Genomic DNA, 25,672 nt, shown 5'->3' with positions numbered 1-25,672 from the left:
CGCTAGGTCGCGGATGGGCTGTGTTGTTCGCGCCTGCCCGTGAAGCGGATCTGCTCGAACAGCTTCTTCTTCTGCGTGGATGTGATGTGGAAGTACTGGTCCTGCGGAATGTAGATGTAGGGCACGTCTTCCGTTCTGCGGAAGAGGAAGTGCGAGAGAATCATCCGGTTTATAGCCTGATGCCCCACAATCATGAGCGCTTCTGCGTTTCCAGACAGGAACAGGGCCTTTTTCAGTCCCCTGTCCACGCGGGGCTTGAGCGTGACGTAGCCTTCGCCGCCGGGATACACGTAGTTGTATTTGTCGCGCTGGCGGCTGCGATATTCCTCCGGCAGGGTGTTTTTGATGTCTTCGTAGCGCATATGCTCACAGACGCCGGCGTTTATTTCGTCGAAGTCCGGCAGGGCGGTAACCGTGCAGCGGGTCTGCCCCTTGCGGATGGGGGCGGCTGTCTGGTGCGAGCGTTTGCGGGTGCTGGTGAAGACGTAGGGAATGCTGAAGCCGTGGAAGTGGCGGCCCAGCGCCTCTGCCTGCTCGAAGCCTTCCGGGGTGAGGTCTGAATCGCCGCCGATGCGTCCCTCCTGATTATACAGGGTCTGCCCGTGCCGAACCAGATAGAGGTTGCGTATCCAGTCCGAGACAAGGATGTCGCGGATGGTCACGTAGTACGGCACAGAATGGAACACCTGTTCGTCGATGATGCGGTTGGTCAGCGAATCCACCCGCACCCAGAACCGTTCACGCCCCAGCGGGGCGTAGATATCCTCATAATAGGTTATGCGCCGTTTGAAGCTGGCTATGGCCTGCTGCTCCGTGAGGCCGGAAAATTCCGGCAGCCTTGTCTTGCGGAGGATGCTGGCGTCCACCAGTTCCTGATCATCGTTGACGCACTCCACCCAGAGCACCGTGTGATCTTCCTGCGCCGATTCCAGCATGCGTCTGCGCTGGGTGCTCACATTGGTGGCGTCCAGAATGGCCACATGGCCGTCCGCCGCAAGAAAGGCCTGTGCGCGCTCCATGTTCATGCGCGCCAGTTCATCACGGGCCTCCCGTCCGTCCTGATTATCCGGGTGGTAGAATTCCGGACGCGAGGAGGCTGCGCCCAGAATCTCGCGCCGCAGGTCGCCGTTGTTGAAGATGCGCACGTTCAGGCCTTCCTGCGCAAGGCCTTCCTGCAACTTGGAGGCAACCGTGGTCTTGCCCCGTGCGGGCAGGCCGACCATGGCGATATAGAGTTTGTCCATGTTATCCTCCGTGTGTGCGCAGGGGCAGCTTTTGTGGCACGCTACGTGTGGCGGCCATAGAATGTGGTCATGCGGGCAAGCTGGCGATAGAATGCCGGTTCCATTTCCTCCGGGCGCAGACGCCATTCCCAATTGCCCGCAGGAACGGAAGGCGTGTTCATGCGCGCCTCTTCGCCGAGACCCAGCACGTCCTGCACGGGCAGGATGACCGTGTTTGCCACGCTGGACATAACCATGCGCATGGCCACCTCTGCCACGGTGGATTCGTCCACCGCGCAGCCTGCGAAGGTGGAAAAGTTTGAGCGGCCCTGTTCGCCCGCATCACGCGCAAACCATTCGCGCATGGTGGGGTTGTCGTGCGTGCCCGTGTAGAGCACGCAGTGGCGTTCGTGGTTCATGGGGGAGTCCGGGTTCTCAATGAGCCGGTCGCCGCCGAAGCCGAATTGCAGCACCTTCATTCCCGGCAGGTGGAAGGCATTTTTCAGTTCCCGCACGTCCGCCGTGATGACTCCCAGGTCTTCCGCGATGAGCGGCAGGGCGGTGAAATGGCGGCTAAGGGCGGAAAACAGGGCCATGCCCGGCGCATCCACCCACTGGCCGTTGATGGCGGTTTCCTCATCGGCGGGAATTTCCCAGTATCCGGCAAAGCCCCGGAAGTGGTCTACGCGCACCACATCTGCCATGGCGAAGTTATGCGCCATGCGTTGAACCCACCACGCAAAGCCGTCTTTCGCCAGTGCTTCCCAGTCATAGACGGGGTTGCCCCAGCGTTGGCCGGTTTTGCTGAAGTAGTCCGGCGGCACACCGGCCACGCTGACGGGAGCCAGTTGCTCGTCCAGCTTGAAGAATTGGGGGTTGGCCCATACGTCTGCGCTGTCGTAGGTGACGTAGATGGGCACATCGCCCACCAGCCGCACGCCCAGATTTTTGCAATAGTCGTGCAGGGCCTGCCACTGGCGGAAGAAAACGTATTGGATGAAGGTTTCGTACAGAATTTCCTGCGCGTGGCTTTCATCCCACCGGGCAAGGGCCTGCTCGTCGCGGAAGCGCAGCGAATCCGGCCATTGCGACCACATGGCGCCACCGTGGTAGCTTTTTATGGTGACGAAGCGGGTGTATTCCTGCAACCAGCTGTTGCGGGCGCGGAACGATGTGAAATCATGATCGCTTTCCAGCCGGTGGCGGTTGCGCTCAAAGGCGGCGCGCAGAATCCTGCTGCGGCATAGCTCCGCTGCTGCGTAGTCTGCCCTGCCGGGGGTGCCCAGAGCGGGGAAGTCTACATCTGCCCATGAGATGAGGCCGTCTTCCACCATTTTTTCCGGGCTGATGAGCAGCGGATTGCCCGCAAAGGCCGAACAGCCGGAGTAAGGAGAATTGCCGATGGCGGGAGAGGTGGGGCCGAGAGGCAGGAACTGCCAGTACAACTGGCCGGTTTCGCGGAGCAGGCGGGCAAAGGCATGGGCGGCGGGGCCCATGTCGCCGATGCCGTATCGGGACGGAAGCGAGGTGATGTGCAGAAGCAGACCGCTGGCGCGCGTGAACATGAAGTCCTCCGGGAAAGCGTGAGCATTGGCGCATGCGTGCCCGTGAAGGGGCATTCATGGGTTCCATGCCCGTGTAATCTAGCACAGCCCTGCATGGCCCGCCAGCGGCAAGGCGCAGGCAGGTGCGGGGCGGTGCCGGTTCAGATCGGTTCAGGTCTGTTCAGGCAGGTGCGGTGCCGGCAGGTGTGGGCGGTGGAAGGGATCAGGCCGAGCGGTACCAGTAACGGTACCGGGGCACGAATCCGAATCGTTCATACAGCCGGATGGCCGGGGCGTTGGCGGCAAGCACCTGCAGCCACGCTGTGTGCGCGCCAAGCTGCCGCGCGTGCTGCATCATGGCGGACACAAGGGCTGTGGCGCACCCCTGCCTGCGGCACGATTCCGCCGTGCGGATGCTGTAGAGGCCGTACATGCCCTCCATAAATACTCCCAGTGCGCAGGAAACAATCGCGCTGCCGTGGTGTATGGCGTGAAAGTCGCAATGTCCGGTGTGCAGGGCGAGCATGCGTTCCAGCGTGGCCTGCGCCAGAGGTGTTTCCGTGAGCAGGTGCCGGGCGGCGTTGAGCCATTCCTCGCGGGAAAGGGAGGCAACCTGCCAGTCGGGAGCGGTCTGGCGTTGAGGCATTTCGCCGAAGGCGGTGCCGGGAGGGCAGGGCTGGGGATGCGCAAAGGCATGGAGAGGGCGGCTCATGACCAGCGAGACTTCCTGAACGGGACAGCCGCGCGCGGCAAGGGCGGCATCCAGTCCCCGGTCGGCCGCCTGCGGTATGCGGAAGAGAGGAGGGAGGTTGCGCGCGGCATACCACGCGCATATGTCGCGGAACAGTGCATCGGGCAGGATGGGGGTGGCTGCATCTTCGTGTGGCCCTTTTTGCTGCACACGTGCCTGCAAGCCGTTCTGCGGTGGTTCTGTCTTGGCTGTGCCTGGAGGAGTGCCGGGCGTAATGTCAGATCCAAGACCGGGTGCAGCATTGCAATCAGCCCCGGAGACAACGGACAGGGAGGGAAGCGGGAAGGCGAGCACAGCACTGTTGGCGCGTCTGGTGAATCCGTTGGCATGCCGCAGGAGAAAGGGGCCTGCCGCGGCGGTTGCAAGCGCGGGCCATGCGCACAGGGAGGCGTGTTCTAGGGCGAGGATTTCTTCTGTGCTTGCGGAAGGGGCGGGGAGCGGAAGGGACATGCTGAAGCTCCTGTACAGCCGGCGTGCGGTATGGCACGGCGGGCTACCCGTTGCTGCGCCCGCAGGCTGTGCCCGTTGCTGCGTTGTATGGCAAACGGCGACAGCAGGGGCGGCAAAGGCGGGAGAGTTGCTGTATGGCCGCATATTCCGGTGTGACTGGAATCGCGGGCGGGACTGCGGACAGACGGAAGGCTACAGGTAGAGGAACCGTATTTCCGATCGTCGTCGCAGGGAGGAGTCCAGTTCTATGCCCAGATAGGAGCTGAGCAGGTCACGCAGAAAGCTTTTCTCCTTGGGCGGGCCTTCCACATACGGCAGGGGGGCTGACTGCGTTGCGTTGCACAGTTCGGCCAGTCGTTCAAAGGCGGTTTCCAAATCGCCCAGAGAGTCCACAAGCCCGAGCTGCATGGCTTGTCTGCCTGTCAGGGCGCGTCCGTCCGCCGATTTGCGCACTTCTTCCAGATCCATGTTGCGGCCCGCTGCAATGGCTTCCAGAAACTGCTCGTGCATGTCCGAGACAAGACCTTGCAGGTAGGCGCGCTCTTTATCCGTCATGGGTTTGAAGGGGCTTCCGGCGTTTTTCAGGTCGCCGCTGGTCAGGGCATCGTGCGCGATGCCGAGCTTGTCCATGAGGCCTTCCATGTTCGCCAGTTCCATCTTCACGCCTATGGAGCCGGTGAGGGTGGAAGGATTGGCCACGATATGGTCTGCCGCAGCCGCGATGTAGTAGCCGCCGCTGGCGGCAACGGTGCCCATGGAGACGACCACGGGCTTGATCTGCGCAAGACGGCGCACGGCATTGTAGATTTCCTGCGAGGGAGCCACGGCACCGCCGGGGGAGTCTATGCGCAGCATGACGCCGATGATGGCGGGGTCTTCACGCAGTTCGCGCAGCCAGTCGTTTACCTTTGCGGAATCGGCGATGAAGCCTTCTATGCGGCACAGGCCGAGGCGGTCCTCCCGGAAGAGGCCGCCCCGTGCGCTGGTGCCTGAATGACGCAAAGCGGCCATGACCCCTGAAAAAAGGGCCACGGCCGCCAATATGAGCATAAGGGCGAACAGAAGCGGGTGCTTCTGCTGGAAAGACAGCTTATTCGGCTGCATCCTCTTCGAACTTCTGCTTCAGCAGGTCGCCGAGGTTCTGTCCGGCTTCAGAGGAGCCGGTGCGGAAATCGCGGGGCTTCTTGCGATCCTCTTCGTCCTTGAGCTGCTTGATGGAGAGGCCGAGGCGGCGCTCTTCTGCGCTGACATGGATGACCTTAGCCTGAATGGTCACGCCTTCCTTGAACATTTCGTTCGGAGACTTGACCTTCTTCTGGCTGATTTCGGAGACATGGACAAGGCCTTCGATGCCTTCTTCCACTTCCACGAACAGGCCGAAGTCGGTGATGTTGGTCACCAGACCTTCGATGATGCCACCCACGGGGTAGTTGGTGGGCACCTTGGTCCACGGGTCTTCGGTAAGCTGCTTCACGCCCAGGGTGAACTTTTCGTTCTCCTGATCCACGGTGAGCACCTTGGCCTGTACCGTGTCGCCCACGTTGTACATTTCGTTGGGGTGGCGGATTTTCTTGGTCCAGCTGATGTCGGAAACGTGGATGAGGCCGTCTATGCCGTCCTCTATGCCGATGAACATGCCGAATTCGGTGATGTTCTTGATAACGCCTTCCAGCACGGTGCCTTCGGGGTACTTTTCGGCAACCACTTCCCACGGATTGGGCTTGATCTGCTTCATGCCCAGGGAGATGCGCTTCTTGTCTTCATCCACACCGAGGATGACGACTTCCACTTCATCGCCCACGCGAACCATCTGGGAAGGATGACGCAGCTTACGGGTCCATGACATTTCAGAAATGTGCACAAGACCTTCCACGCCGGGTTCCAGCTCCACGAACGCGCCGTAATCCACAAGGTTGGTCACCTTGCCGTTCAGGCGTTCGCCTTCGGGGAACTTGGAGGTGATGTCCTGCCACGGGTCAGAGACCAGCTGCTTGAGGCCGAGGGAAACCTTCTGGTTTTCCTTGTCGAAGCTGAGGATCTTCAGTTCCAGTTCCTGTCCGAGGGAGACCAGTTCCTTGGGGTGACGGATGCGCTTCCACGACATGTCGGTGATGTGCAGCAGGCCGTCCAGACCGCCAAGGTCCACGAACACGCCGTATTCGGTGATGTTCTTGGCTTTGCCCTTCACTATCTGGCCTTCATCGAGATTAACCAGCAGTTCCGAACGCTTGGAATCGCGTTCTTCTTCGAGCAGCACGCGGCGGGATACGATGACGTTGCTGCGGCGGCGGTTGATCTTGAGAACGCGGAATTCGAATTCTTCGTTAACAAGGGCATCCATGTCCGGCACGGGGCGCAGGTCCACGTGGGAGCCGGGCAGGAAGGCTTCCACCCCGCCGAGATCCACCGTGTATCCGCCCTTGATGCGGCGCATGATGCGGCCCTTGATTGTGGTCTCTTTTTCTTGAACTTCTTCGAGCTGGTCGAAGAGCTGCATGCGCTTCGCCTTATCGAAGGAGAGGGTGATGGTGCCGTCCATTTCGTTCTTGCGAACGACAAAGACGTCGACCTTGTCGCCGACCTTGATGGTGACGGTCCCGTCGGGACCGACGAATTCGGCGGCAGGGATCTGCCCTTCGGACTTGAAGTTCACATCGACGAGGATGTAGTCGCCGCTCACGCGGACAACTTCACCCTTGACGATGGAGCCTTCGTCCAGATCGCCGAAATCGGAGCTGAGGTAGTCCTCAAGGGCAGCTTCGAAACTGATGTCAGCGTCGAAATTGTTATTTTCCATGGTTTCCATACGAAATCCTCCAACCAACAAAAATTTCCCGGCCTTTATGTCGGGATTGGGTGTATTAGCAGATTGCGCAAGGAAACTCAACCGGAAAAGCCCGCTGCTGCGCATTTGCAGCCGCAGTTTTTCGATATGTGCGAGTGTGCGCTCAGGGCATGCCGTCCATTCCCTGCAACCCCGTATGGTTGCACGTGCCAGCCGCGGATAAAATATTTTTTCCGGCCGCTCACAAATGGACGACGCAGGACGCAAGAAATGTTCCGGTCTGCTTCCGGGGGGCGCATGGAGGCATGCGCGATGGGTTGGACCATTGCGCAGCAGCGTTTTCAACAGCCGGTCAGGCCAGCGCCACGAGATCGTATTCGCGGGTTTCCACGATGTCGGCTTCCACAAGGGCACCGGGTGCTACTTCCGGACCGCTTATGTAGGTCACGCCGTCCACCTCCGGTGCCTGAAACCACGTGCGGCCCACGTGCAGGCCCGGCCATTCTTCGTGCCCGGCGTCCACCAGAATCTCCATGCGGTCACCTTCGTGGGCGGAGAGGATGTCTTCGCTTATCTCCGCCTGCATTTCCATGAGTGCATCGCGCCGCCATTCTTTTTCCGCGTCCGGTCTCTGGTCCGGCATGTCGGCGGCGGGGGTGCCTTCCTCTGCCATGTAGGCGAACACGCCCATATGGTGGAAGCGGGTTTCCTCAATGAACGTGCGCAGGTATTCCCAGTGTTCCTGCGTTTCTCCGGGGTAGCCCACGATGAAGCTGGTGCGCAGGGCCGCGTGGGGGAATACCTCGCGGATGCGGTCTGTCACCTCGCGCGGGTTGCGCGCAAAGGGGCGGCCCATGCGGGAGAGTACGTCGGGGTGGGCATGCTGCAGGGGGACATCGAAGTAAGGCACGAAGGGGCTGCCCGCATCGCGCAGGTAGTGCAGAAAATCTTTGGTCAGCCCGGCGGGGTACAGGTACATGAGGCGCAGGCGGGCCAGGCCTTCCAGCGGCAGAATGCGGTCCAGCAGTTCCCGCAGGCCGTGTTTGAGGCCTGTTTCGCGTCCGTAGGCGGTTACGTCCTGCGCCACGAAGACCAGTTCCTTGACGCCCTGCGCCAGAAGGTGCCGCGCATCGCGCTCCACCGTTTCAGCCGGGGTGCTGGCAAGACTGCCCCGTATGGAAGGAATGGTGCAGAAGGCGCAGTTGTGGTCGCAGCCATCGCTGATTTTCAGGTAGGCATATGAGGGACCGGTGGAGAGCAGGCGCATGGGGTTTGTGTTGGGTGCCCTGCCCAATGCCTGTGCGACCATGACAGGCCAGCGGACCATGTCCAGATTGGTGAGCCACAGGTCCACCTCGGGCAGTTCCGCAGCCAGTCCCTCCTGCCCGTAGCGGCCCACAAGGCAGCCGGTGACGGCCAGCAAGGGACGTTTGGAGGCGGTGTCCACATCGTCTATGGCCTGCACGATGGTGCGTACCGATTCTTCCACGGCGGGACGGATGAAGCCGCAGGTGTTTATGAGCACCAGATCAGCCTCTTCGGGACGGTTTACGGCGGTGACGGGGCCGGGCACGGCGCCAAGCAGCCATTCCGTGTCTACCCTGTTCTTGGGACATCCGAGGCTTACAGAATAAATGCTTATCATGTGCGTGTAATCCGGGTATAGTGCGTGCAAACGTCTCCGCAGGGGCAGCGCGGGGGCTGCGGGTGGCGGGGGTGTCCGTCTTGCAGGCTGTGAATGTTCTTCTACCGCAGTGTGCCACAAGTGGAGGCTGTATGGTAATCAAACTCGCGCAATATGGCAGCGGGCAGGAAAGTGCAAGGGTGTTTCTGGTGGCTATCGTAGGGGGGGGCAAGCCGTTCGGACCGTTTGCGCAGCTTGTGAGCCGCCCCGATTTTGCTGAAGGATTCCCGTGGATAGCCGTTGCAGGGCTTGCCCATGTGCCGGATGAGGTGCTGGAAGAGGTGCCGGGATTTGCCGGTCTGCCCAGATTTGCGACTCACACGGCCCTATTTCAGGCGCTGCCGGATGTCAACCTTGCCATAGACCTTTCCGATGACGGAACCTACATGAGTGCCCTGCGACGGGATGCCCCGGAAGGGTGTTCCGTGCTGCACGGAGATGCGGCGGGGCTTATATGGGAACTGCTGCTTTCCGAAAAGCTGTGCCGCACCTGCATGACGGATCTGCGGGAGGCGCAGGACCTTTTTGCCACGCTCATTGATCAGGTGGACGAGGATATTCTGCTTATGGACACGGACGGGCGCATTGTGGATGTGAACCGTTCGCTTGTGGTCCAGCGCGGTGGCACGAAAGATGACTACATAGGTCTTTGCTGCTGGCAACTGGACGGCGGCAGTTTTTGTTGTCCGCCTGAAAAGGGGGGCTGTACCTTCCGCGAGACCTTGCAGACCGGGCACAAGGCGGAACGCATACACACCAAGGTGACGGAAGACGGCAAGGTGCGGTTTTACCGCATCTACACCTATCCCGTGTTCGGGCAGGACGGCGACATAAACCGCATTATCGAGATGCGGCGGGATATAACCCACCGCACGCATATGGAACAGCGGCTGCAACAGGCGGAGAAGATGGCCGCCATAGGCGAGCTTTCCACCTACATTGCCCACGAGATACGCAACCCGCTGTTCGCCATAGGCGGATTTGCCAACTCGTTGCTGCGGTCGGCATCGCTGGACGAGGCGGCGCGGGAGAAGGTGGACATCATCCTCAAGGAATCGAAGCGGCTGGACGCCATACTCAAGACCACGCTCAATTTTGCCCGCCCCACAGACGCCTCCATAAGCGAGGTGGACCTGAACCGCATAACATCCGAAACATTGGAGCTTATGCGTATAGGCTGCGACGACAGGGGGTTGCGCTTTTTTGTTAATTTGGGGGAATCGCTGCCCAAGGCCAAAGGCGATCCTGACATGTTCAAGCAGTGTCTCATCAATTTGGTGAAGAACGCCATAGAAGCCATGATCACGGGCGGAACGTTGACTGTGACCACGGGCATGACGCAGACCCATGTGTTTGTGACCGTGCAGGATACCGGGCACGGCATACCGGACGCGCTGCGGGAGAAGGTTTTTTCGCCTTTCTTTTCCACCAAGGACAAGGGAGCCGGTCTGGGACTTGCCATGACCAAGAAGATTGTGGAAGAGATGGGCGGCTTTGTGGAGCTGGTCAGCAAAGAGGGAGTGGGTACCTCCATAACCCTGCATCTGCTTCCGGTGCTGGCGGTGAAGGACGCGGACAGGGATTTTGTGACAGACGAACAGATTTTGGCCCATGTAGGCGGTGAAGTACTAACGGCTGCCAACGGTAATGCAGCAAACCGTGGTGCCGGGGCGGGAAAAATTTCGACCGGCGGAGCGGAAGGGAAGAAGAACGGCGGTAACGGCCCCGTGCCGTCTGCCTGCCCGATAACAACAGAGGATGTGCATGACGACCATAGTGCTGGCGACCCGGAACAAGGGAAAAATAGCTGAGCTTGAGCACCTGCTTGCCGGATACGGACTGACCGTGCTGGGGCTGGATGCCTTTCCGGAGATAGGGGAAATTGAGGAGGACGGGGTAACCTTTGAGGAAAATTCGCTGAAAAAGGCGCGTACCGTGGCCGAGCTGACCGGGCATATCGCCGTGGCCGACGATTCCGGTCTGGAGGTGGATGCCCTTGGAGGCGCACCCGGCGTGTATTCTGCCCGGTACAGCGACGACAGGCCCGATCTGCCCGGTCCTTCAATCGATGACCGGAACAACCAGAAGCTGCTGGAGGCTCTTGCCCCTGTGCAGGAGGCAGAGCGCACCGGGCGGTTCCGGTGCGTCATGTCAGCCTGCGCACCGGACGGCGCGCATATTGTGGCCGAAGGCGCGTGGGAGGGGCGTATTGCCCGCGATTTCAAGGGGGGTAACGGATTCGGGTATGACCCGCTGTTCATCGACCCCGCCGACGGCAGGCATTCCGCAGAACTGCCCAAGGACGAGAAGAACAGGCGTTCTCACCGGGGCAAGGCCCTGCGCGCCCTGCTGGCCCAGTGGCCGGATTTTTGGCGCAGGGTGAACGGGTAACAGTATGGCTTGAGGCGGGCCGCCGGTGCATCCGGCGGCCCGTTTTTTCAGATGGCCTGCTGCGCGTCAAGCCGCTGCTGCCGCCTGCGTTCGCGCGAGCGCACGGTAAGGCCGCAGTCGTCCAGAATGCAGTACAGCGCGGGCACCAGCAGCAGCACCATGACCGTGGACATGGCCAGCCCGAAGATGATGCTGCACGCCAGCGGGATGAGCAACTGCGCCTGCACGCTGGTTTCCGCCAGCAGGGGGGCAAGACCGGCAATGGTGGTAAGCGAGGTGAGCAGCACCGCCCGCAGCCTGTTGCGGCTGGCGGCAGGCGCGGCCCGCAGAGGTTCCATGCCCTCTGTCATGCGCATTTTGAGGAATTCCACCAGCAGGATGGAATCGTTCACCACAATGCCCGCCAGTGAGATGAACCCCATGACCGAAGGGATGGTGAGGTCCAGCCCCATGAGCAGGTGGCCCCATATGACTCCCACAAGGGCCATGGGAATGGCGGTGAGCACGCATATGGGTTCGGCATAGCTGCTGAACTGGAAGCTCAGCAGGATGAATACCCCCACAATGCCCACCAGAAACGCCGTCTGCATGGAACCGCCTGTTTTTGCGCCTTCCTTGGCCTCGCCTTGCAGGGAGGTGCGCACGCCGGGGTATTTTTCCAGTAACTGCGGCATAAAGTGGCGCGTGGTGTCGGATCGTATCTGGTTGGCGTTGGCTACGGCGGAGTCCACATCGCCTTCCACGGTGACGGTACGCAGGCCGTTGGTGCGCGCAATGCGGGCCCAGCCGCGCCCGTGCTCCAGATTGGCCACGTTGCCCAGCGGAATCTGGTTGCCTGACTTGTCGGTGATGTGGAAGTAGTCCAGGTCGGCCAGACTGTTCTTGTCTTCCGGCGCAAGGCGTACATCCACCTCGTAGGATTCTCCCCTGTATTGCAGCTCCGTTGCCGTGGTGCCGAAGAAGGCGGCACGCAACTGGGAACTGATGGTCTTGGCGTCCATGCCCAGTGCGGTGGCTCCGCTTTTCAGGGTGGCCCGCAGTTCCGGCTTGCCGGGGCGCAGGTCGTCCTGCAGGTCCACTACGCCTGTATACTGGCTGAGCCAGTGCTGCAGGTCCAGTGAGGCGGCCTTGAGCTGTTCCAGATCTTCGCCGATGAGCCGGAAGCTGAGTGCCATGCCGCCGGGGCCAAGCACGGGTTCCTTCCACACCATGGAGATGACGTCGGGTACAGTGCCCGTGCGTTCACGCCACTTTGCGGTGAGTTCATCCAGCCGCATGGTGCGCAGGTCCGAGGCCAGCAGATCCACGGAAACGGTGACCACATGGGGGCCGGTTTCGTTGGCGTCGGAGTTCTTGTTGTAGTAAACGGCTATGTTTTTCACCAGCGGCAGGCCCTGCGGCTGCGCGGGCGTGTATTCGGCATCCAGTTCGCGCATGGCGGCGACCAGCTGTTCCGCTACGGCTTCTGTGCGGGCAAGGGGGGTGCCCTGCGGCAGCAGCACGCGGGCTTCTATCTGGTCTCCTTCCAGCGCGGGAAAGACCTTGAACTTGAGCCGCCCCCCCGCCAGCATGCCCACGCTGACAATGAACAGGGCGATGACCGCGCCCACGAACAGATAGCGCCACGTCACGGCCGTATCCACCAACCGGCCCAGAACCTGTTCGCGGAAGGCTTCGAACCGCCGGTCGAAGGCCTGCCGGAACCGCGACTGCCGCTCTGCGCGCATGCCTTCGAGCGAGTGCGCGAGGTGGTGCGGAAGGATGAGGAAGGCTTCCACCAGACTGACGGCCAGCGCGAGAATGAGCACGAAAGGCATGACCCACAGCACCTTGCCGATATTACCCTCCATGAACACGGCCAGTGTGCCGAAGATGACCACGGTGGTGGCGAAGGAGGCTATGACGCCTGCGGCTACCTCTGCTGTGCCGTCCACCACCGCCTCGAAAGGGCGTTTGCCGCGGCGGATGTGGGCGGCTATGTTCTCCGCAATGACGATGGCGTCGTCCATGATGAGGCCCGTGGCCAGCAGCAGGCCCACCATGGTCATCATGTTTACTGTCATGCCCGTGATCTGCATACCGTAGAGCGCGGCAAGAAAGGAGACAGGCAGACCCATGGCAACCCAGAATGCATACCGGAAGCTGAAGAAGAGCCACATGGTGAGAAAGACCAGCACCAGCCCCTGCATGCCGTTTTCCAGCAGCATGTTCAGCCTGTCACCCACGATGTCCGAGACGTTGCGGGTGATGACGATGCCTGTTCCGGGAGGTGCTTCCTGCCGTTCACGCTCCAGCACGGTCTGTGCCTGTTCCACCAGACGCAGGGCGTCCTGATTTTCTGTTTTGTTTATTTGCAGGATGCCCGCACGCTGTCCGTTGAAGATGACCTTGTCCTCGTCCACCTCGAACCTGTCGGTGATGGAGGCGATATCGCCAAGGCGCACCTCTGCGCCGGAACTGCCCGCCACCACGATGAGGTCTTCAAACTCCGCTATGGTTCTGCGCTGGTCCATGAAGCGGATGAGAAGGTCGCCGGATTCCGTCTGCAGGGTGCCGCCGGGCAGGTCCACGCTCTGGGAGGCAATGGTGGAGGCAATGTCCGCCACCGAAAGGCCGTACTGCATGAGGGCGCGGGCGGGAACCTCTATGCGTATCTGATGATCGGAGAACCCGGCGATGGTTATCTGGGTTATCTCCGTGGCGGTCATGAGCCGTTTTTTGAGTTGCTCGCAGTACGCCTTCAGGTCCGTGGGCGACATGGGGCCGTATACGGCCACGGACATGACAAAATCCATGCGGTTGAGTTGTGAGATGATGGGATCTTCAACCTTTTCGGGAAAGTCGTTAATGGCTTCCACTTCCGTTTTCACGTCATTGAGGAAGCGGTCCATATTGCCGCCTTCCACCATTTCCGCCACGATGGTCGCCTGACCTTCGCGCGCCTCGCAGGTGACTTCTGCCACGTCTGCAATGGATTCCAGCGCCTCTTCCACCCGTTCACAGATGGCCTCTTCCGCATCCTGCGCGGTGGCCCCGGGATAGGCCACGGAAACCTGCACCTGTGTGGGGGTGAAGCGGGGAAAGGTTTCCCGCAGCAGTTTGGGGGCAGCCAGCAGGCCCATGAGCAGAAAGGCCCCCATGAGCAGGTTGGCCGCTGTGGGGTGCGCGGCAAAGTATTCAAGAATGCGCTTCATCGGACGCTCCCCTCGCCCAGCGCTTCGCGGGTCATGGCGGCAGTGGCTTCCCGGTCTTCTGTGGGGGAGAGCAGCATGCCTTCCGCAGCGGGAATGATGTCGGACAGGATGATGGTTTCGCCCTCCTCAAGCCCGGAACGCACCACCACAAAGTTGCCCTGCGCGAAATCTGTTTCCACCGTGCGGCGTTGCAGGCGGTTTTCTGCCGTCATCACGTAGACCACGTTGCCGTGCAGGGCGGAGCGGGGAATGGTGACGGAGGGCTCCAGCGGTTCGCCCTGCAGTTCCACCTCGCAGAACATGTTGGGCAGCAGGGGCGGGCGTTTGCCCGGTTCGGCCTTGATGTAGGAATCTTCCACCGCCACATAGATGGCTATGGTGCGGGTGGCGGCATCGACAGAATCGTTCATGCGCGTGACGTGGCCCGTCCATGTAACCCTGTCGCTGCCAAGGTCTATGCGGACCTTGGCGCTGAGCCGCATGAACCGCTGGAACGCCTCGGCACTCAGTTTGCCGTCCTGCGCTATGGGATTGCCGCCGCGCGGCACCACATGGCGGAACATGTACAGCGGCATCTGGGCCACTGCCTCGGAAAGGCCTATGGAGTCTGCCCTTACGATGGTCTGCCCCTGCGAGACGGCCTGCCCGCGCTCTATGGTGACCTCCGTTATGCGGCTGTCGAAGGGGGCGGTGATGACGGTTTTGGAGAGGTCTATCTCCGCTTCCTGCAGGCGGCTGCGGCTGGCGGTGATATTTGCCAGCAGGGACTGCCGCTGGGAAGGCAGGTTGTTCAGCGTGGCCCTGTAACTCTGCACCTTGTTTTCCTGCGTCAGCAGCTGCCGTTCCGTGGCGTCCATTTCCGAGCGGGAGATGGTGCCGGATTCCATGAGCTTGCTCATGCGTTCAAAATCTTTGCGGTAGAGTTCCAGCGACTTGTTTTCCACCTCAAAGGAGCGGCGGGTATCCAGTTCTGTCTGCTCCAGTTCCCGGAGTTGGGCCAGGAGGCTGTTCACGTCTGCCGTGGATTGTTCGCGGGCGGTGAGCCGCTTGGCCGGGTCTATGCGCACCAGAACCGTGTCTTTGGAAAGCAGAGCGCCTTTTTTGAGGTTGGGGTGCATTTCCACTATCTGCCCCGCGACCTCTGTGACCGCCTGCCACTCCTGCCCGGCCTGGATATAGCCGTAGCCGATGACCCGGGGCACAACGGCAAGCCGCTGCACGGGCATGACCCGTACAGCGGCTGCGCGCTCGGAATACTCTGTCCGCTCCGGTTCCCGCGCCGTGCGGGCCAGAATTATGAAGATGACAATGCCTATGCCGATGGCCGGAAGAATGAGCAGTTTCTTTGAGAAGGGTATGTTCATGCGTGTTGTTCCTCGTGGCATAGTCGGGAGGACAGGGGGTCCGGTTTCACCGTGCCGCATTTTCTTTTCTGTTTACCATGAAGCCAGCGCCGCAACCAGAGGGAGGTGCCTGCAGAGTCGCGCGGCCTGTTTGTGAATTGTAATTCACATTTCTGCGTTTGTCATCGGATTCTCTTGTGATGGCAGGGGATATGTCGCATACTGCTCGCGCATGTCGAATTGCCATTGACAGGCTTTATTTTTGCGCTCCATATCGGTTGGACCAATTCGAGAAGGCACACGGGCGTGCTGCGGCAGATTGCAAGGCCGGGCATGCTTGCCGGTGCACAGGAAGGAAAGCGATGAAACCGGGAACAGAAGAGACGCCCAAGACGGTGAGGCGGGTCAGGCTGCACGAGGAGATTGTGGCCCAGATACGCGAACTGATCGAACGGGGTGAGCTCAAGTCCGGCGACAGGTTGCCCGCCGAACGGAGACTTGCGGAAATATTCCGCGTTTCGCGCCATTCGGTGCGGGAGGCCATACGGGCTCTGGAGCAGCAGCAGATAGTGACCAGCAGGCTGGGCGACGGCACCTATGTGCTGGAGAAGAAGGAAGAGCAGGTCATAGAACCGCTGGCCACTGCTCTGGAGAAGTGCAGGGGAAAGCTGGCCGAGGTGCTTGAGCTGCGTAAGCTGATAGAACCCCAGATAGCCTCGCTTGCCGCCCGCCACGTAACGGATGCCCAACTGGCGGGGCTGCGGGCGCAACTGGACGTGCAGATAGCGGAAATACGCGGGGGGAACTCCGGGTCTGAAGCGGACTGCGAATTTCATAAGCTTATCGCGGCAGCCACAGGGAACAGCGTGCTGCTGGAAATGGTGAGCCGTATTCATGACCTTGTGGAAGAGAGCCGTGACTTTACCCTGCAGAACGACCACAGGCGGGACTGGGCCATAGAAACGCACGAACGCATTCTTAAAGCGTTGCAGGAGAGGGACCCGGATGCCGCCTTCCGGGAAATGCACGATCATATTGCCTATGTGGAGCAGCTGGCCCTGAAAGAATTGGGCCATTAGCGGGCTGTTTTATTCTGCCGTATCTGCCGTATCTGCCAGCCGCCTGCTGCCCGTCTGCCGTATTGGAAGTGCACCTGCCGGATCGTTTTTAAACGGCTGCTCATGTACTGTTTCCGGCACTTGGCCGCGTGCGGGGCTTGGTGTCTTCATGTTTCTGTGTGGCGGGTGACATGCGATGCTGTTTGGCGTATCGTGAAAGGCATATGATATGGTCCTGGTGCCTTCTGCGCTGACAGGCACATTGCGGGAACAGCACGGGCAGCCCGGACAGCCCGGACAGGTCGGACAGGTCGGACAGGGCGGACAGGGCGGACAGGGCGGACAGGGCGCGGGCAGGGGCGGTTGCGGCTTGGGGGAGGAGCGGCGAGTATGCATCGAGGTAGCAGCATCTTTCTGGCGCTTCTGGCGGGCATGGGCTTTTTTGCCTGCGCCTCGTGGTATGCCGTGCAAGATGCCCGGACAGAACGCGGCCGGATTGTGGCGGAGGCGCAGGCCCGGGCGCAGGCTCATGCTGCGCATGTGGCAGCGGACCTTGCGCGCGACTTGAGCCATGCCCAGATGCTGCTGGCGCAGCTTCCCGAGACACTGGGGAACCAGCCGGCAAACGATGCAGAAGGGGGCGCAGACCGTGCCCTTGCTGTGTTTCTTCAAGAAATTTCCATGCATTTCAGTGTAATGCAATTTTCCCGGCTGAGAAATTTTTATGTGGTCGGGGAAGAGGGCGTTATCTTGTACAGCATGGTGCCCACGCGCCAGCCCTGCGCGGACCTTGCCCGGATTGATCCCGATGACGGTGGCGACGAAGGTGAAACGCGCCTGCTTGCCTGTCCCGAGACGTGGGATGCGGACCGGCATGACGGGCAGCCCGCTGTTCTTGTCTGGCGGACGGTGCGGATGGACAATACCCTCGCCGGCAGGGGCGGAACGCGGGGAGTGGCTGTGGCAGAACTGCAGTTGGCCCCCATGGGCGTTCATGCCGGCAGCGTGCTTGGCCCTGAGCTGTCCTTTGCCGCGCTGTTCAAGGCGGGAGGGGCGAGTCTTTCGCAACAAAACCGGGTGCCCTCACGAACCGGAGGCGTCCTGTATGCCGTGTGGCAGGCTGCCCCAGTCCTTCCCTCTGTTCTGCTGCGCGATGTCTACCCTTTTTCCCGCATACCGCGTGAGTTTCTGGAACTGGGAGGGGCCACGGTGACGGATGTGGAAACCCACGTTATCGCCGTTATGCCCGTTGAGGGCGTTTGGCCCGTGCATTTTGCCGCCGCGTATCCGCTGGAGTCATTGCTGGCGGGATGGGAACGGAACAGGATAAACGCGTTGTGGATAGCCGCGTTGCTTTCTGTTGTGACCGGCGGCTGCCTGCTGCTTGTGGTGCAGCTTTCGCGCAGGCGCATGGAGGCTGTGGAAGCCCTGCGCGGCAGTGAACTGTTTGCGCGCCAGATGCAGATGCTGCGGGAAACCGTGGTGCAGGCGGGTGAAAGGGAAACCGTGGACGAGGTGGTGGCTGTCTTCCTGAAGAATGCGAGTGGATTTGTTCAGGCTCCGGTTGTTGTGGTTGCCTTGTTCGGGCTTTCGCCCTCGTGTCCCGTAGGTGTACACGGGGACAGGAGGCAGGATGGTGGTGGAACGGCGGGAGTGCCTGCCGCACCGGACCTGTGCACGGTATCTGTTACCATGGAGAAGCGTTCGCGACCGGATATTCACTGGCACCTTGAAGGCGGGCAGACCTATGACCCGCTCAGGGCAGGCATTGAGCACGCCTTGCACACTGAATATGTGCGCACCCTTGCCGAGCCGCTCCGGATGCCGGATGTGGCGGCGTATCCCCTTGTTTTCGGGGGGGATAGAGAGGTGGAAAGGCTTGTGGGCCGTGGCTGCTTTGTGCCTTTTGTCGAACCGGACAACAGGCTTGTATTCGGCGCTTTTTTTGCCCGCAATGACAATTCTGCAGCGGAAGCCTATGACGACGAGGCACTTGAGACGCTGTTTGAGCAGGCGGCGTTTGCCCTTTCGCGCATCATCAGCCACAAGCGGATGGAAGAGGCCCTGCATGTGCAGGAGTCGCTGTACCGGGGCATGTTTGAGAATGTGGGGTTTGCCAAGCTGCTGGCTGACCCGCAGACGGGAGACATTCTGGACGCCAACATCGCGGCGGTGGAATTTTTTGGCCATGACAGGAGCGCGCTGCTGAATATGAGCCTGTGGGACCTGCACGTGGCAGGCGAGGCTGCCGTGCGGGCCTTGTACCGGCGCGCCCTGCGTACATGCGGGCATGTTCTGGAAACACGGCAACGCACGGCGGACGGGCAGGAGAAGGATGTGGAGGTGCATGCCGCGCCCATTGAAATGGACGGAAGCACACGGTTGTTCCTGTCACTTTACGATGTTACGCGGCGCAAGCAGGTGGAAGCTGCGCTGGCGAGGAGCGAACAGCATCTGCGCAGTATTGTGGAAAAGGCGCCCGTTGCTCTTTCCATATGCGATGCCACAGGGCGTTTTGTGTATGTGAATCCGGCGTTTGCAGCCCTGTTCGGGTATGCGCCGCAGGAGATGCCGGGAACGGCTTTTTCTTTGCTGTTCCGGGACGAAGATCTGAGTGAATTCACCAGATTCTTGCATCTTTTCCTGCAGGAAGGCGAGGACGCGAGCCGCGAGTGGACCATGCGGCGAAAGGACGATGAACTGCGCACCGTGCTGGTGCATTGTTCGCTCATGTCCAGTGCGGAAGGGCTGCCGCAGATTGTTTCGTTTGCGCTGGATATAACGGAGCGCCAGCGCATGGAAGACATGATGGTGCAGAGTGAGAAAATGGCTTCTGTGGGTGGTCTGGCGGCAGGGATGGCCCACGAGATAAATAATCCGCTTGGCGGTATTCTTCAGGGATATCAGAATGTTCATCGCAGGCTCGACCCGGAGCTGCCCGCGAACAGGACTGCCGCCGAGCAGGTGGGCGTTTCGCTGGACGATGTGCGGAAATATTTGGAAGAACGTGGAATTCTGCGGTTTTTATCGGGTATCCGGGAGTGTGCGGAACGGGCGGCGCGGATAACGTCCAACATGCTGGATTTCAGCCGCAGGGGGGAGTCTGTCTATCTGGCTGCCCGGCTTGATGAGCTGCTGGACAGGGCGCTGGACCTTGCCATGGCCGATTATGACCTGAACAAGCGGTATGATTTTAAGTCCGTGACCATTGTCCGCGAGTATGCGGAGGATATGCCCCCTGTGCACTGCGTGCGCACCGAGATAGAGCAGGTGGCCCTGAATCTGTTCAAAAATGCCGCTCAGGCCATGGGCGATGCTTCGCCCCCCATAGAGAACCCCGTCATTACCGTGCGGACCATGGTGCAGGACGACATGGCCGTGTTTGAGGTGGAAGACAACGGACCCGGCATGCCCAAGACCGTGGCCCGGCGTGTGTTCGAGCCGTTCTTTACCACCAAGCGGGCCGGAGAGGGCACGGGGCTGGGGCTTTCTGTTTCCTACTTCATCATCACCAATAATCATCGCGGGTCGGTGAGTCTGGATACAGTTCCCGGCAGGGGAACACGGTTCACCATTCGCCTGCCGTATCAGCGTAACGCCTGACGCTGAGATCCGGGGAGTTCCTGTGCCCCGGGGAGTTCCTGTGCCGGTGTGCGGGCGGGATTTCTTGGGCCTATCTATTATGTTGCCCGATGTCGCCTATTTGTGGCATTGATTGGTGGTTGCCAATGGGGTGAGGCGGGTCTCTGCCGTACTCTGAATCGTTGATGTGTGACATGTACCCCGGTGTCCCCGGTGTCCCCGGTTTACACCGATGTGCACTGATGTGCTTCGACGTGAGAGGATGTGGGAGGACGTGCGGGGAAGTGCCGGGAAATGTCGGGAAATGCCGGAAGTGTTGGTAGAGCAAGGCAGGGGCATACAGGTGCCGGGCCATGCTTTTTTTATTTGTTCCACGGAAAAACGGGAGGGTATCCGGATGCTGATGAAGAAGGTTCTGCTGTGCCTGCTGGTGGCGGGCAGCCTGCTGGTGGGCGGGTGCGGCGCGGACGAGGACAAGGCGCGCCCGCAGGCGGCAGCCCCGGAAGGGGGGAGCTGGGAGGAGATTCTGGAGAAGGCGCGCGGCAGCCGGGTGGCGTGGTATATGTATGGCGGCATGGCCAACGCCAACCGCTGGGTGGACGAGTATGTGGCACCCGAAGTGCTCAGGCGGTACGGGATTACGCTTGAACGTGTGCCCATGGACGCCCCGGTTTTTGTGAACAAGCTGCTTGCGGAGAAGGCGGCGGGCAGGGCGCAGGGGACCATGGACCTGTTATGGATAAACGGGGAGAACTTTCGCAATGCCCGCGAAGCGGACCTGTTATACGGCCCGGTGACACATCTTTTGCCCAATTTTGCGGCTTATGCGGACCCTGCGGAGGCGGCTACGGACTTCGGCTATCCTGTGGACGGCTATGAGGCGCCATACGGCAGGGCACAGTTCGTTCTGGAATATGACAGCTCGCGCACGGCGACTCCGCCCGATTCCCTGGAGGCGTTGAAGGAGTGGGTGCGCGTGAATCCCGGCAGGTTCACCTATCCGCAGCCGCCGGATTTCACGGGGTCTGCGTTTGTGCGGCAGGCGTTTTACGCCCTGACGGGCGGACACGAGCAATACATGGAGGGGTTCAGTCAGGAGCTGTATGACCGGAACGCCCCCAGACTGTGGGCGTACCTGAATGAGATTGAACCGTATCTGTGGCAGGGCGGGCAGACGTACCCCAAAGACCCTGCGGCACAGGCACTGCTCTTTGCGCGCGGAGAGGTGGATTTTATGATGGCGTACCATCCGGTGCATGCGCAGTCCAGAATTCTGGAAGGGACGTATCCGGCTACGACGCGGACGTTTGTCATGCGGGAAGGGTCCATATTCAACACCCATTTTACCGCTGTTCCGTTCAATGCGCCCAATGTGAACGGGGCTCTGGTGGTGATGAATTTTCTGCTTTCGCCCGACGCGCAGGTTTCCAAGCTGGACCCTGCGAACTGGGGGGATTTTCCCGCCATAGACATGGAGCGGCTTGCGCCGGAAGAGGCGGCGCGTTTTGCCGCGGTGGACCTTGGCGCGGCAACGCTGGGAACCGAGGTTCTGGGAGCGGTGGCAGTGCCTGAGATTCCCGCCCAGTGGCTGGAGGCGCTGGAGCAGGGGTGGCTGGACAATGTGCTGCGCAAGTGACGGATGTTTTTTTCATAGCCCCGCCTGTCGGGATGTTTGGGAATGTTCCTAACTTTGGCCGCAGGTGGGGAAAAAAATATACTTGTTGGTCCGACCTCTCCTGACTAGGGTCTCGGACAGGTGCACGATGGCACGGAGCAGGCTGCCGGAAGAGGGGCTTGCAGAACTGCCTTTTCATGGCTGCCCGGTCTGAATGTTCCGCCGCATGCGCCCGGCGTTACGCTGTTTTCCGAGCGGCACGACAGGGACTGCCGAACGATATTGTATTTTCAGGAGGAGCCGTGGTGAAAAATTCCATGGACGAGATGTTGGAGAGATTAGGGCGCAATTTTGCGGAGTTTGCCGGTACCCTGAGGGATGTGGAACGGACGGAAGAGGGGCATTTTATTGTGCCGCCTGATGTCATGGTTTCGCTGGTGGGGCACGTGGAGGAACTTTTCGGCACGGTACGCCGTACGCAGGATTCTGTGAAAACGGCGTTGCAGAACGAACATCTTTCGCGGGAGAGAGAGTGGAACAGGCTGTTGCTGGAGACGGATTCCGGCACAGAGCACTGATCGCTGATCGTCGGGCACTGAAGGCTGAGCACTGAAAGCTGTGCATTTACTGACAGCTGAACACTGACCGCTCCGGACCTGCGTACGACGTATGACACCGAACGTATTTCGCCGGACATATTGCTGATGCGGCGGGATGCGTGCAAACACCCCCGGCACTGATTGGAATGCCGGGGGTGTTTTGCGTCTGCGGCCAGACAGCGGAAAAGAAAAAAGGCGGGAGCCGAAGCTCCCGCCGTGCAATCGCATGAAGGCCGTTGCGTACTACACGCAGCCGGTGGGCTTGGGCAGGCCAGCCATCTTACATGCTCCCTTGCCGGGGCCGGAGGGGAACAGTTCGTATACCTGCTTCAGCTTGAAGCCGGTGTTCTTGGAAAGGATACGCACCATGGGTGCGATGCCGTTCTTCTTGTAGTAGTCCTGCAGGAAGTCGAGAATCTTCTGATGGTCTTCGGTGATTTCTGCGATGCCTTCGGATTCCTTCACGAAGTCAACCCACTCGGGGGACCATTCTTCAAAGCGCAAGAGGAAACCGTCTTCATCAACTTCGAAATCTTTGCCTTTAAAAGAAACATTAGCCATTTGTGTCCTCCTTGGACATGCTCTTCAGCGATGTATCGAGCCTATACAATGCCGAAAGCCATTCAGCTCGCGGCAACCAAAGTAAGTAGCTATCCGCTACTTGTTTCCACACAGATGATTACACGGATCCGTTCAAGAGCAGGACGGTGGTTCTATACCAACCATGGTTTGCTTAAAACCGGACAAAGGGTTTTGTCAATGGTTGACGGCAACAAATTGAACTCGACCTGTTCCCCTGAAAGCGGGGGAGAAGGCGGCGTCCTGCTCCGCTGTGAACGAAGACTTACATGCCACAAAGAAATTGGAATTTCAACCCCTGAAATGTCGGCGGCGCGGGGGAGGCCTTGCGCGCGAAGGTGGGGCCGCACAAGAAACGGGGCGCGTGTGCCGCGCCCCGTTGGTTTATCACAAAAGTTCTAGCTCAGGGGATGCACGTTGTCCCGCGCCCAGAAGCGCATTTTGAAGCGGGACTTCAGGTCTTCCACGATCTTGTTCTCAATGGCCCGTTCCATGGGCATGATGCGGATGTTCACCACGCGGAAGGCTGCACTGCCTTCGCGGTTGCCCATGGAGGTGAGAATGGAGACGATGCGCGCGTTGTATTCGCGCAGGGCGTCCACGATGGGCTTGAGGGTGCCGGGTTCGTTGGGCAGTTCAAACGCGAACTGCACGCCGCCGTACCGCACGCCGGTGATGGTGATGAGAACCTCGAAGATGTCGCTGTCGGTTATGATTCCCTGAATGTGGCCGTTTTCGTCCACCACAGGCATGCCGCCTATCTTTTTGCCGATCATGGTCACGGCCGCGTTTTCTACCGTGTCCAGTTCCTTGGCGCAGTAGGGGTCTACGGTCATGATGTCTTTGACCTTGATTTCGGACAGCAGGTAGTAGAGTTCGTGTACGTCGAGGGTGGTAGCCTTGGAGGGCGAGGCCTCCTTGATGTCCCGGTCGGAAACGATGCCCACCACGCGGCCCGCGTCATCCACTACGGGCAGGCGGCTGATGTCGTGCTCCTTGAGCAGCTTGGAGGCCTTCATCATGGACGTTTCGGGGGTTATGGTGATGACGTTTCTGGTCATCCAGTCTCTGATAAGCATGGGGTTCCTCCTAAAAAATTCCTGTTGTCAGCCGGTTGCGCCGGTACGTTGTCCGGCGGAACGCGGCGGAACTGCACAGGCTGCGGGTATAGGCACATATGCCTTTGGTTTCATTTCCTTTACGTTTAGTATAATCACGTTTTTGCGCGGCAAACAAGATAAATTCCTCGCCTTTCAGCGGGAGAAACGGGGGCATGGGCAAGTATGCCGTGCCCAGATGCTTTGCCCAGATGGTGTGCCCAGATGCTTTGCTCAGATGCCGTGCCCTGATGCTTTGCCCGGCACCTTTGTCGGCCGCACAGCGCTGTATCGGGGCTGTAGCGGCACTGTTGTGTCGGACGGCGGGAGAGCGGTTGTTCTGCGTGTCGATGGGGATTGCTCCGGTGCCCGTGCGTACCCGTGCGTATCCGTGCGCACTCATGCGCGCTTTTTTGAATGCAGGGCGCAGGTATTGCGCATATGGGGTGTATGGAAGGCCCGTATGGGGTGCATATGGGCGGCAGGTTTGTGTGAGGACTGTGACCCTTGTATTATTCAGACCGTCTGAGGAAGTGGTTTTTCCGCTGGCAGACAATGGGGAAAGGAATGCGTTCACTCTATCTGGATTGTGCCTACGGGCTGGGCGGAGACATGGTGCTGGCGGGACTGGCGGATATGGGTGTGGATTTTGCCCCGTTGCAGGACATGCTGCACGGGGCGGGCATAGCCGCCCGGCTGGAGGTGCATGATGTGTGCAGGAGCGGAGTGGCAGGCAGACGCATGGATGTGGTGTGGGATGACGCGCAGCCGTTGCGGCATCTGGCTGACCTGACGGATATTCTGGAGAGGATGCCCCTTTCTGCCGCTGTGCGCGGACGTGCCGCTGCGGCACTGCGCCGTCTGGCAGAGGCGGAGGCGGCTGTGCACGGCGTGCCCGTGGAACGGGTGCATTTTCATGAGGTGGGAGCCATAGACACGCTGGCGGATGTGGCGGGCTGCTTCTGGGCATTGGAGCAACTGGAGGTTGGCGAGGTGGTCTGCTCGCCGCTGCCGTGGTTCACGGGCACTGTGGAGTGCGACCACGGTACCATGCCGTTGCCTGCCCCTGCGACCTTGCGTCTGCTGGAGGGCAAGCCCGTGTATCCCACCCGGTTCACGCAGGAGATGATAACACCCACGGGGGCGTTGCTGGTGGATGCGATGGCGGACCGGTTTGCCGACGGGCCGGAAGGGGTGCTGCTGCGCAGCGGGCTGGGCTACGGCAGCCGTGATTCAGGCGGCGGCCTGCGGGTGTTGCTGCTGGAAGCGCAGCCATGCCGCGCTGCCTGCGGAGTTGCCGGTGCTGAGGAGGGATTGGAGCGTGATGAGGTGGTGCAACTGGAAAGCAATATTGACCACCTTTCCGGCGAGGAGCTGGGATACTGCTTTGGGGTGCTCATGGACGCGGGGGCGCTGGATGTGCTGTATCTGCCGGGGGTGATGAAGAAGAACAGGCCCGGCGGCGTGCTGCGGGTGCTGTGCGAGCCTGCGCGGCTGGCCGGGGTGCAGGAGTCCTTTTTCCGGCATACGCACACGCTGGGCATACGCCGCACCCGCGTGGAGCGCGTGCTGGTGCGGCGGCGCGGCGGGGTACGCGAGACGAGTCTCGGGCCGCTGGCGACCAAGGAGTATGCGCTGGGCGATGTGGCGGTCTCGCGGCCGGAGCACGAGGCTATGGCTGCCTTTGCACGCAAAACAGGGCGCAGCCTGCCCGAACTGCGTGCCATGCTGTTCGGGCAGGAGACTCCGGGGGACGGTTCCCCGGAATAGGGCGCGG

The 25,672-nt window shown here is 60.5% G+C and carries 17 protein-coding genes; 7 read left to right on the top strand and 10 right to left on the bottom strand.

The annotated features are described in order from the left end of the window. Positions 1–2: 2 nt before the first annotated feature. The 6 genes from HUV26_RS06905 to rimO all read right to left on the bottom strand — a co-directional run bounded on the left by HUV26_RS06905 (position 3) and on the right by rimO (position 8,398). On the bottom strand, positions 3–1,244 hold the full coding sequence (locus tag HUV26_RS06905) for a bifunctional nucleoside/nucleotide kinase/histidine phosphatase family protein (protein ID WP_174409386.1): 1,242 nt from the start codon (positions 1,242–1,244) through the stop codon (positions 3–5). 41 nt (positions 1,245–1,285) lie between these two features. Then, the gene (gene malQ / locus HUV26_RS06900; RefSeq protein WP_174409385.1) at positions 1,286–2,788 is read right to left on the bottom strand and encodes a 4-alpha-glucanotransferase; all 1,503 of its coding nucleotides are present in this window, start codon (positions 2,786–2,788) and stop codon (positions 1,286–1,288) included. A 202-nt stretch (positions 2,789–2,990) separates the two neighbouring features. After that, a complete protein-coding gene (locus tag HUV26_RS06895) occupies positions 2,991–3,968 on the bottom strand; it encodes a GNAT family N-acetyltransferase (protein WP_174409384.1) in 978 nt (325 codons plus the stop codon). A gap of 192 nt (positions 3,969–4,160) precedes the next feature. Continuing rightward, on the bottom strand, positions 4,161–5,072 hold the full coding sequence (gene sppA, locus HUV26_RS06890; protein ID WP_174409383.1) for a signal peptide peptidase SppA: 912 nt from the start codon (positions 5,070–5,072) through the stop codon (positions 4,161–4,163). Next, positions 5,059–6,774 carry a 30S ribosomal protein S1 gene (locus HUV26_RS06885; protein ID WP_174409382.1) on the bottom strand — a complete coding sequence of 572 codons (1,716 nt, stop codon included), beginning with the start codon at positions 6,772–6,774 and terminating at the stop codon, positions 5,059–5,061. The genes sppA and HUV26_RS06885 overlap by 14 nt, the downstream gene beginning before the upstream one ends. Positions 6,775–7,105: 331 nt before the next feature. Further along, positions 7,106–8,398, bottom strand: coding sequence for a 30S ribosomal protein S12 methylthiotransferase RimO (rimO, locus tag HUV26_RS06880; RefSeq protein ID WP_174409381.1), 1,293 nt, complete (start codon positions 8,396–8,398; stop codon positions 7,106–7,108). 131 nt (positions 8,399–8,529) lie between these two features. Between rimO and HUV26_RS06875 the strand changes: the two genes are divergently transcribed. Further along, a complete protein-coding gene (locus HUV26_RS06875) occupies positions 8,530–10,248 on the top strand; it encodes a two-component system sensor histidine kinase NtrB (protein WP_174409380.1) in 1,719 nt (572 codons plus the stop codon). After that, the gene (gene rdgB, locus HUV26_RS06870; protein ID WP_174409379.1) at positions 10,196–10,828 is read left to right on the top strand and encodes an RdgB/HAM1 family non-canonical purine NTP pyrophosphatase; all 633 of its coding nucleotides are present in this window, start codon (positions 10,196–10,198) and stop codon (positions 10,826–10,828) included. The genes HUV26_RS06875 and rdgB overlap by 53 nt, the downstream gene beginning before the upstream one ends. A 47-nt stretch (positions 10,829–10,875) precedes the next feature. On the opposite strand, the gene HUV26_RS06865 is transcribed toward rdgB, so the two are convergent. After that, complete coding sequence (locus HUV26_RS06865) at positions 10,876–14,022, bottom strand: efflux RND transporter permease subunit (protein ID WP_205245127.1); 3,147 nt, start codon at positions 14,020–14,022, stop codon at positions 10,876–10,878. Continuing rightward, positions 14,019–15,386 (bottom strand): efflux RND transporter periplasmic adaptor subunit, encoded by a 1,368-nt coding sequence (locus tag HUV26_RS06860; RefSeq protein ID WP_174409378.1) that lies wholly within the window; start codon positions 15,384–15,386, stop codon positions 14,019–14,021. Before HUV26_RS06860 ends, HUV26_RS06865 begins: the two co-directional genes overlap by 4 nt. 341 nt (positions 15,387–15,727) lie before the next feature. On the opposite strand from HUV26_RS06860, the gene HUV26_RS06855 reads away from it, so the two are divergent. From HUV26_RS06855 to HUV26_RS06840, 4 genes are all read left to right on the top strand, one after another. Beyond that, positions 15,728–16,444, top strand: coding sequence for a FadR/GntR family transcriptional regulator (locus tag HUV26_RS06855; protein ID WP_174409377.1), 717 nt, complete (start codon positions 15,728–15,730; stop codon positions 16,442–16,444). 369 nt (positions 16,445–16,813) lie between these two features. Next, complete coding sequence (locus tag HUV26_RS06850) at positions 16,814–20,026, top strand: PAS domain-containing sensor histidine kinase (RefSeq protein WP_174409376.1); 3,213 nt, start codon at positions 16,814–16,816, stop codon at positions 20,024–20,026. Between the two features lie 376 nt (positions 20,027–20,402). Further along, on the top strand, positions 20,403–21,641 hold the full coding sequence (locus tag HUV26_RS06845; protein ID WP_373869054.1) for an ABC transporter substrate-binding protein: 1,239 nt from the start codon (positions 20,403–20,405) through the stop codon (positions 21,639–21,641). Positions 21,642–21,922: 281 nt separating this feature from the next. Next, entirely contained in the window at positions 21,923–22,198 is a 276-nt protein-coding gene (locus HUV26_RS06840) for a hypothetical protein (protein ID WP_174409375.1), read from the top strand. 264 nt (positions 22,199–22,462) lie between these two features. Here the strand turns inward: HUV26_RS06840 and HUV26_RS06835 are convergent, their stop codons facing one another. Continuing rightward, entirely contained in the window at positions 22,463–22,780 is a 318-nt protein-coding gene (locus HUV26_RS06835; RefSeq protein WP_174409374.1) for a TusE/DsrC/DsvC family sulfur relay protein, read from the bottom strand. 416 nt (positions 22,781–23,196) lie between these two features. Next, positions 23,197–23,877, bottom strand: a complete 681-nt coding sequence (locus tag HUV26_RS06830) for a CBS and ACT domain-containing protein (RefSeq protein ID WP_174409373.1) — start codon at positions 23,875–23,877, stop codon at positions 23,197–23,199. A gap of 585 nt (positions 23,878–24,462) precedes the next feature. Between HUV26_RS06830 and larC the strand changes: the two genes are divergently transcribed. Next, the gene (gene larC, locus HUV26_RS06825) at positions 24,463–25,665 is read left to right on the top strand and encodes a nickel pincer cofactor biosynthesis protein LarC (RefSeq protein ID WP_174409372.1); all 1,203 of its coding nucleotides are present in this window, start codon (positions 24,463–24,465) and stop codon (positions 25,663–25,665) included. Positions 25,666–25,672: the final 7 nt, after the last annotated feature.

The sequence above is a fragment of the Desulfovibrio psychrotolerans genome, from assembly GCF_013340305.1.
GTDB classification, from domain to species: domain Bacteria; phylum Desulfobacterota; class Desulfovibrionia; order Desulfovibrionales; family Desulfovibrionaceae; genus Halodesulfovibrio; species Halodesulfovibrio psychrotolerans.
Note: the sequence above shows the minus strand (reverse complement) of the source record. Positions and strands in the feature narration are given on the sequence as shown.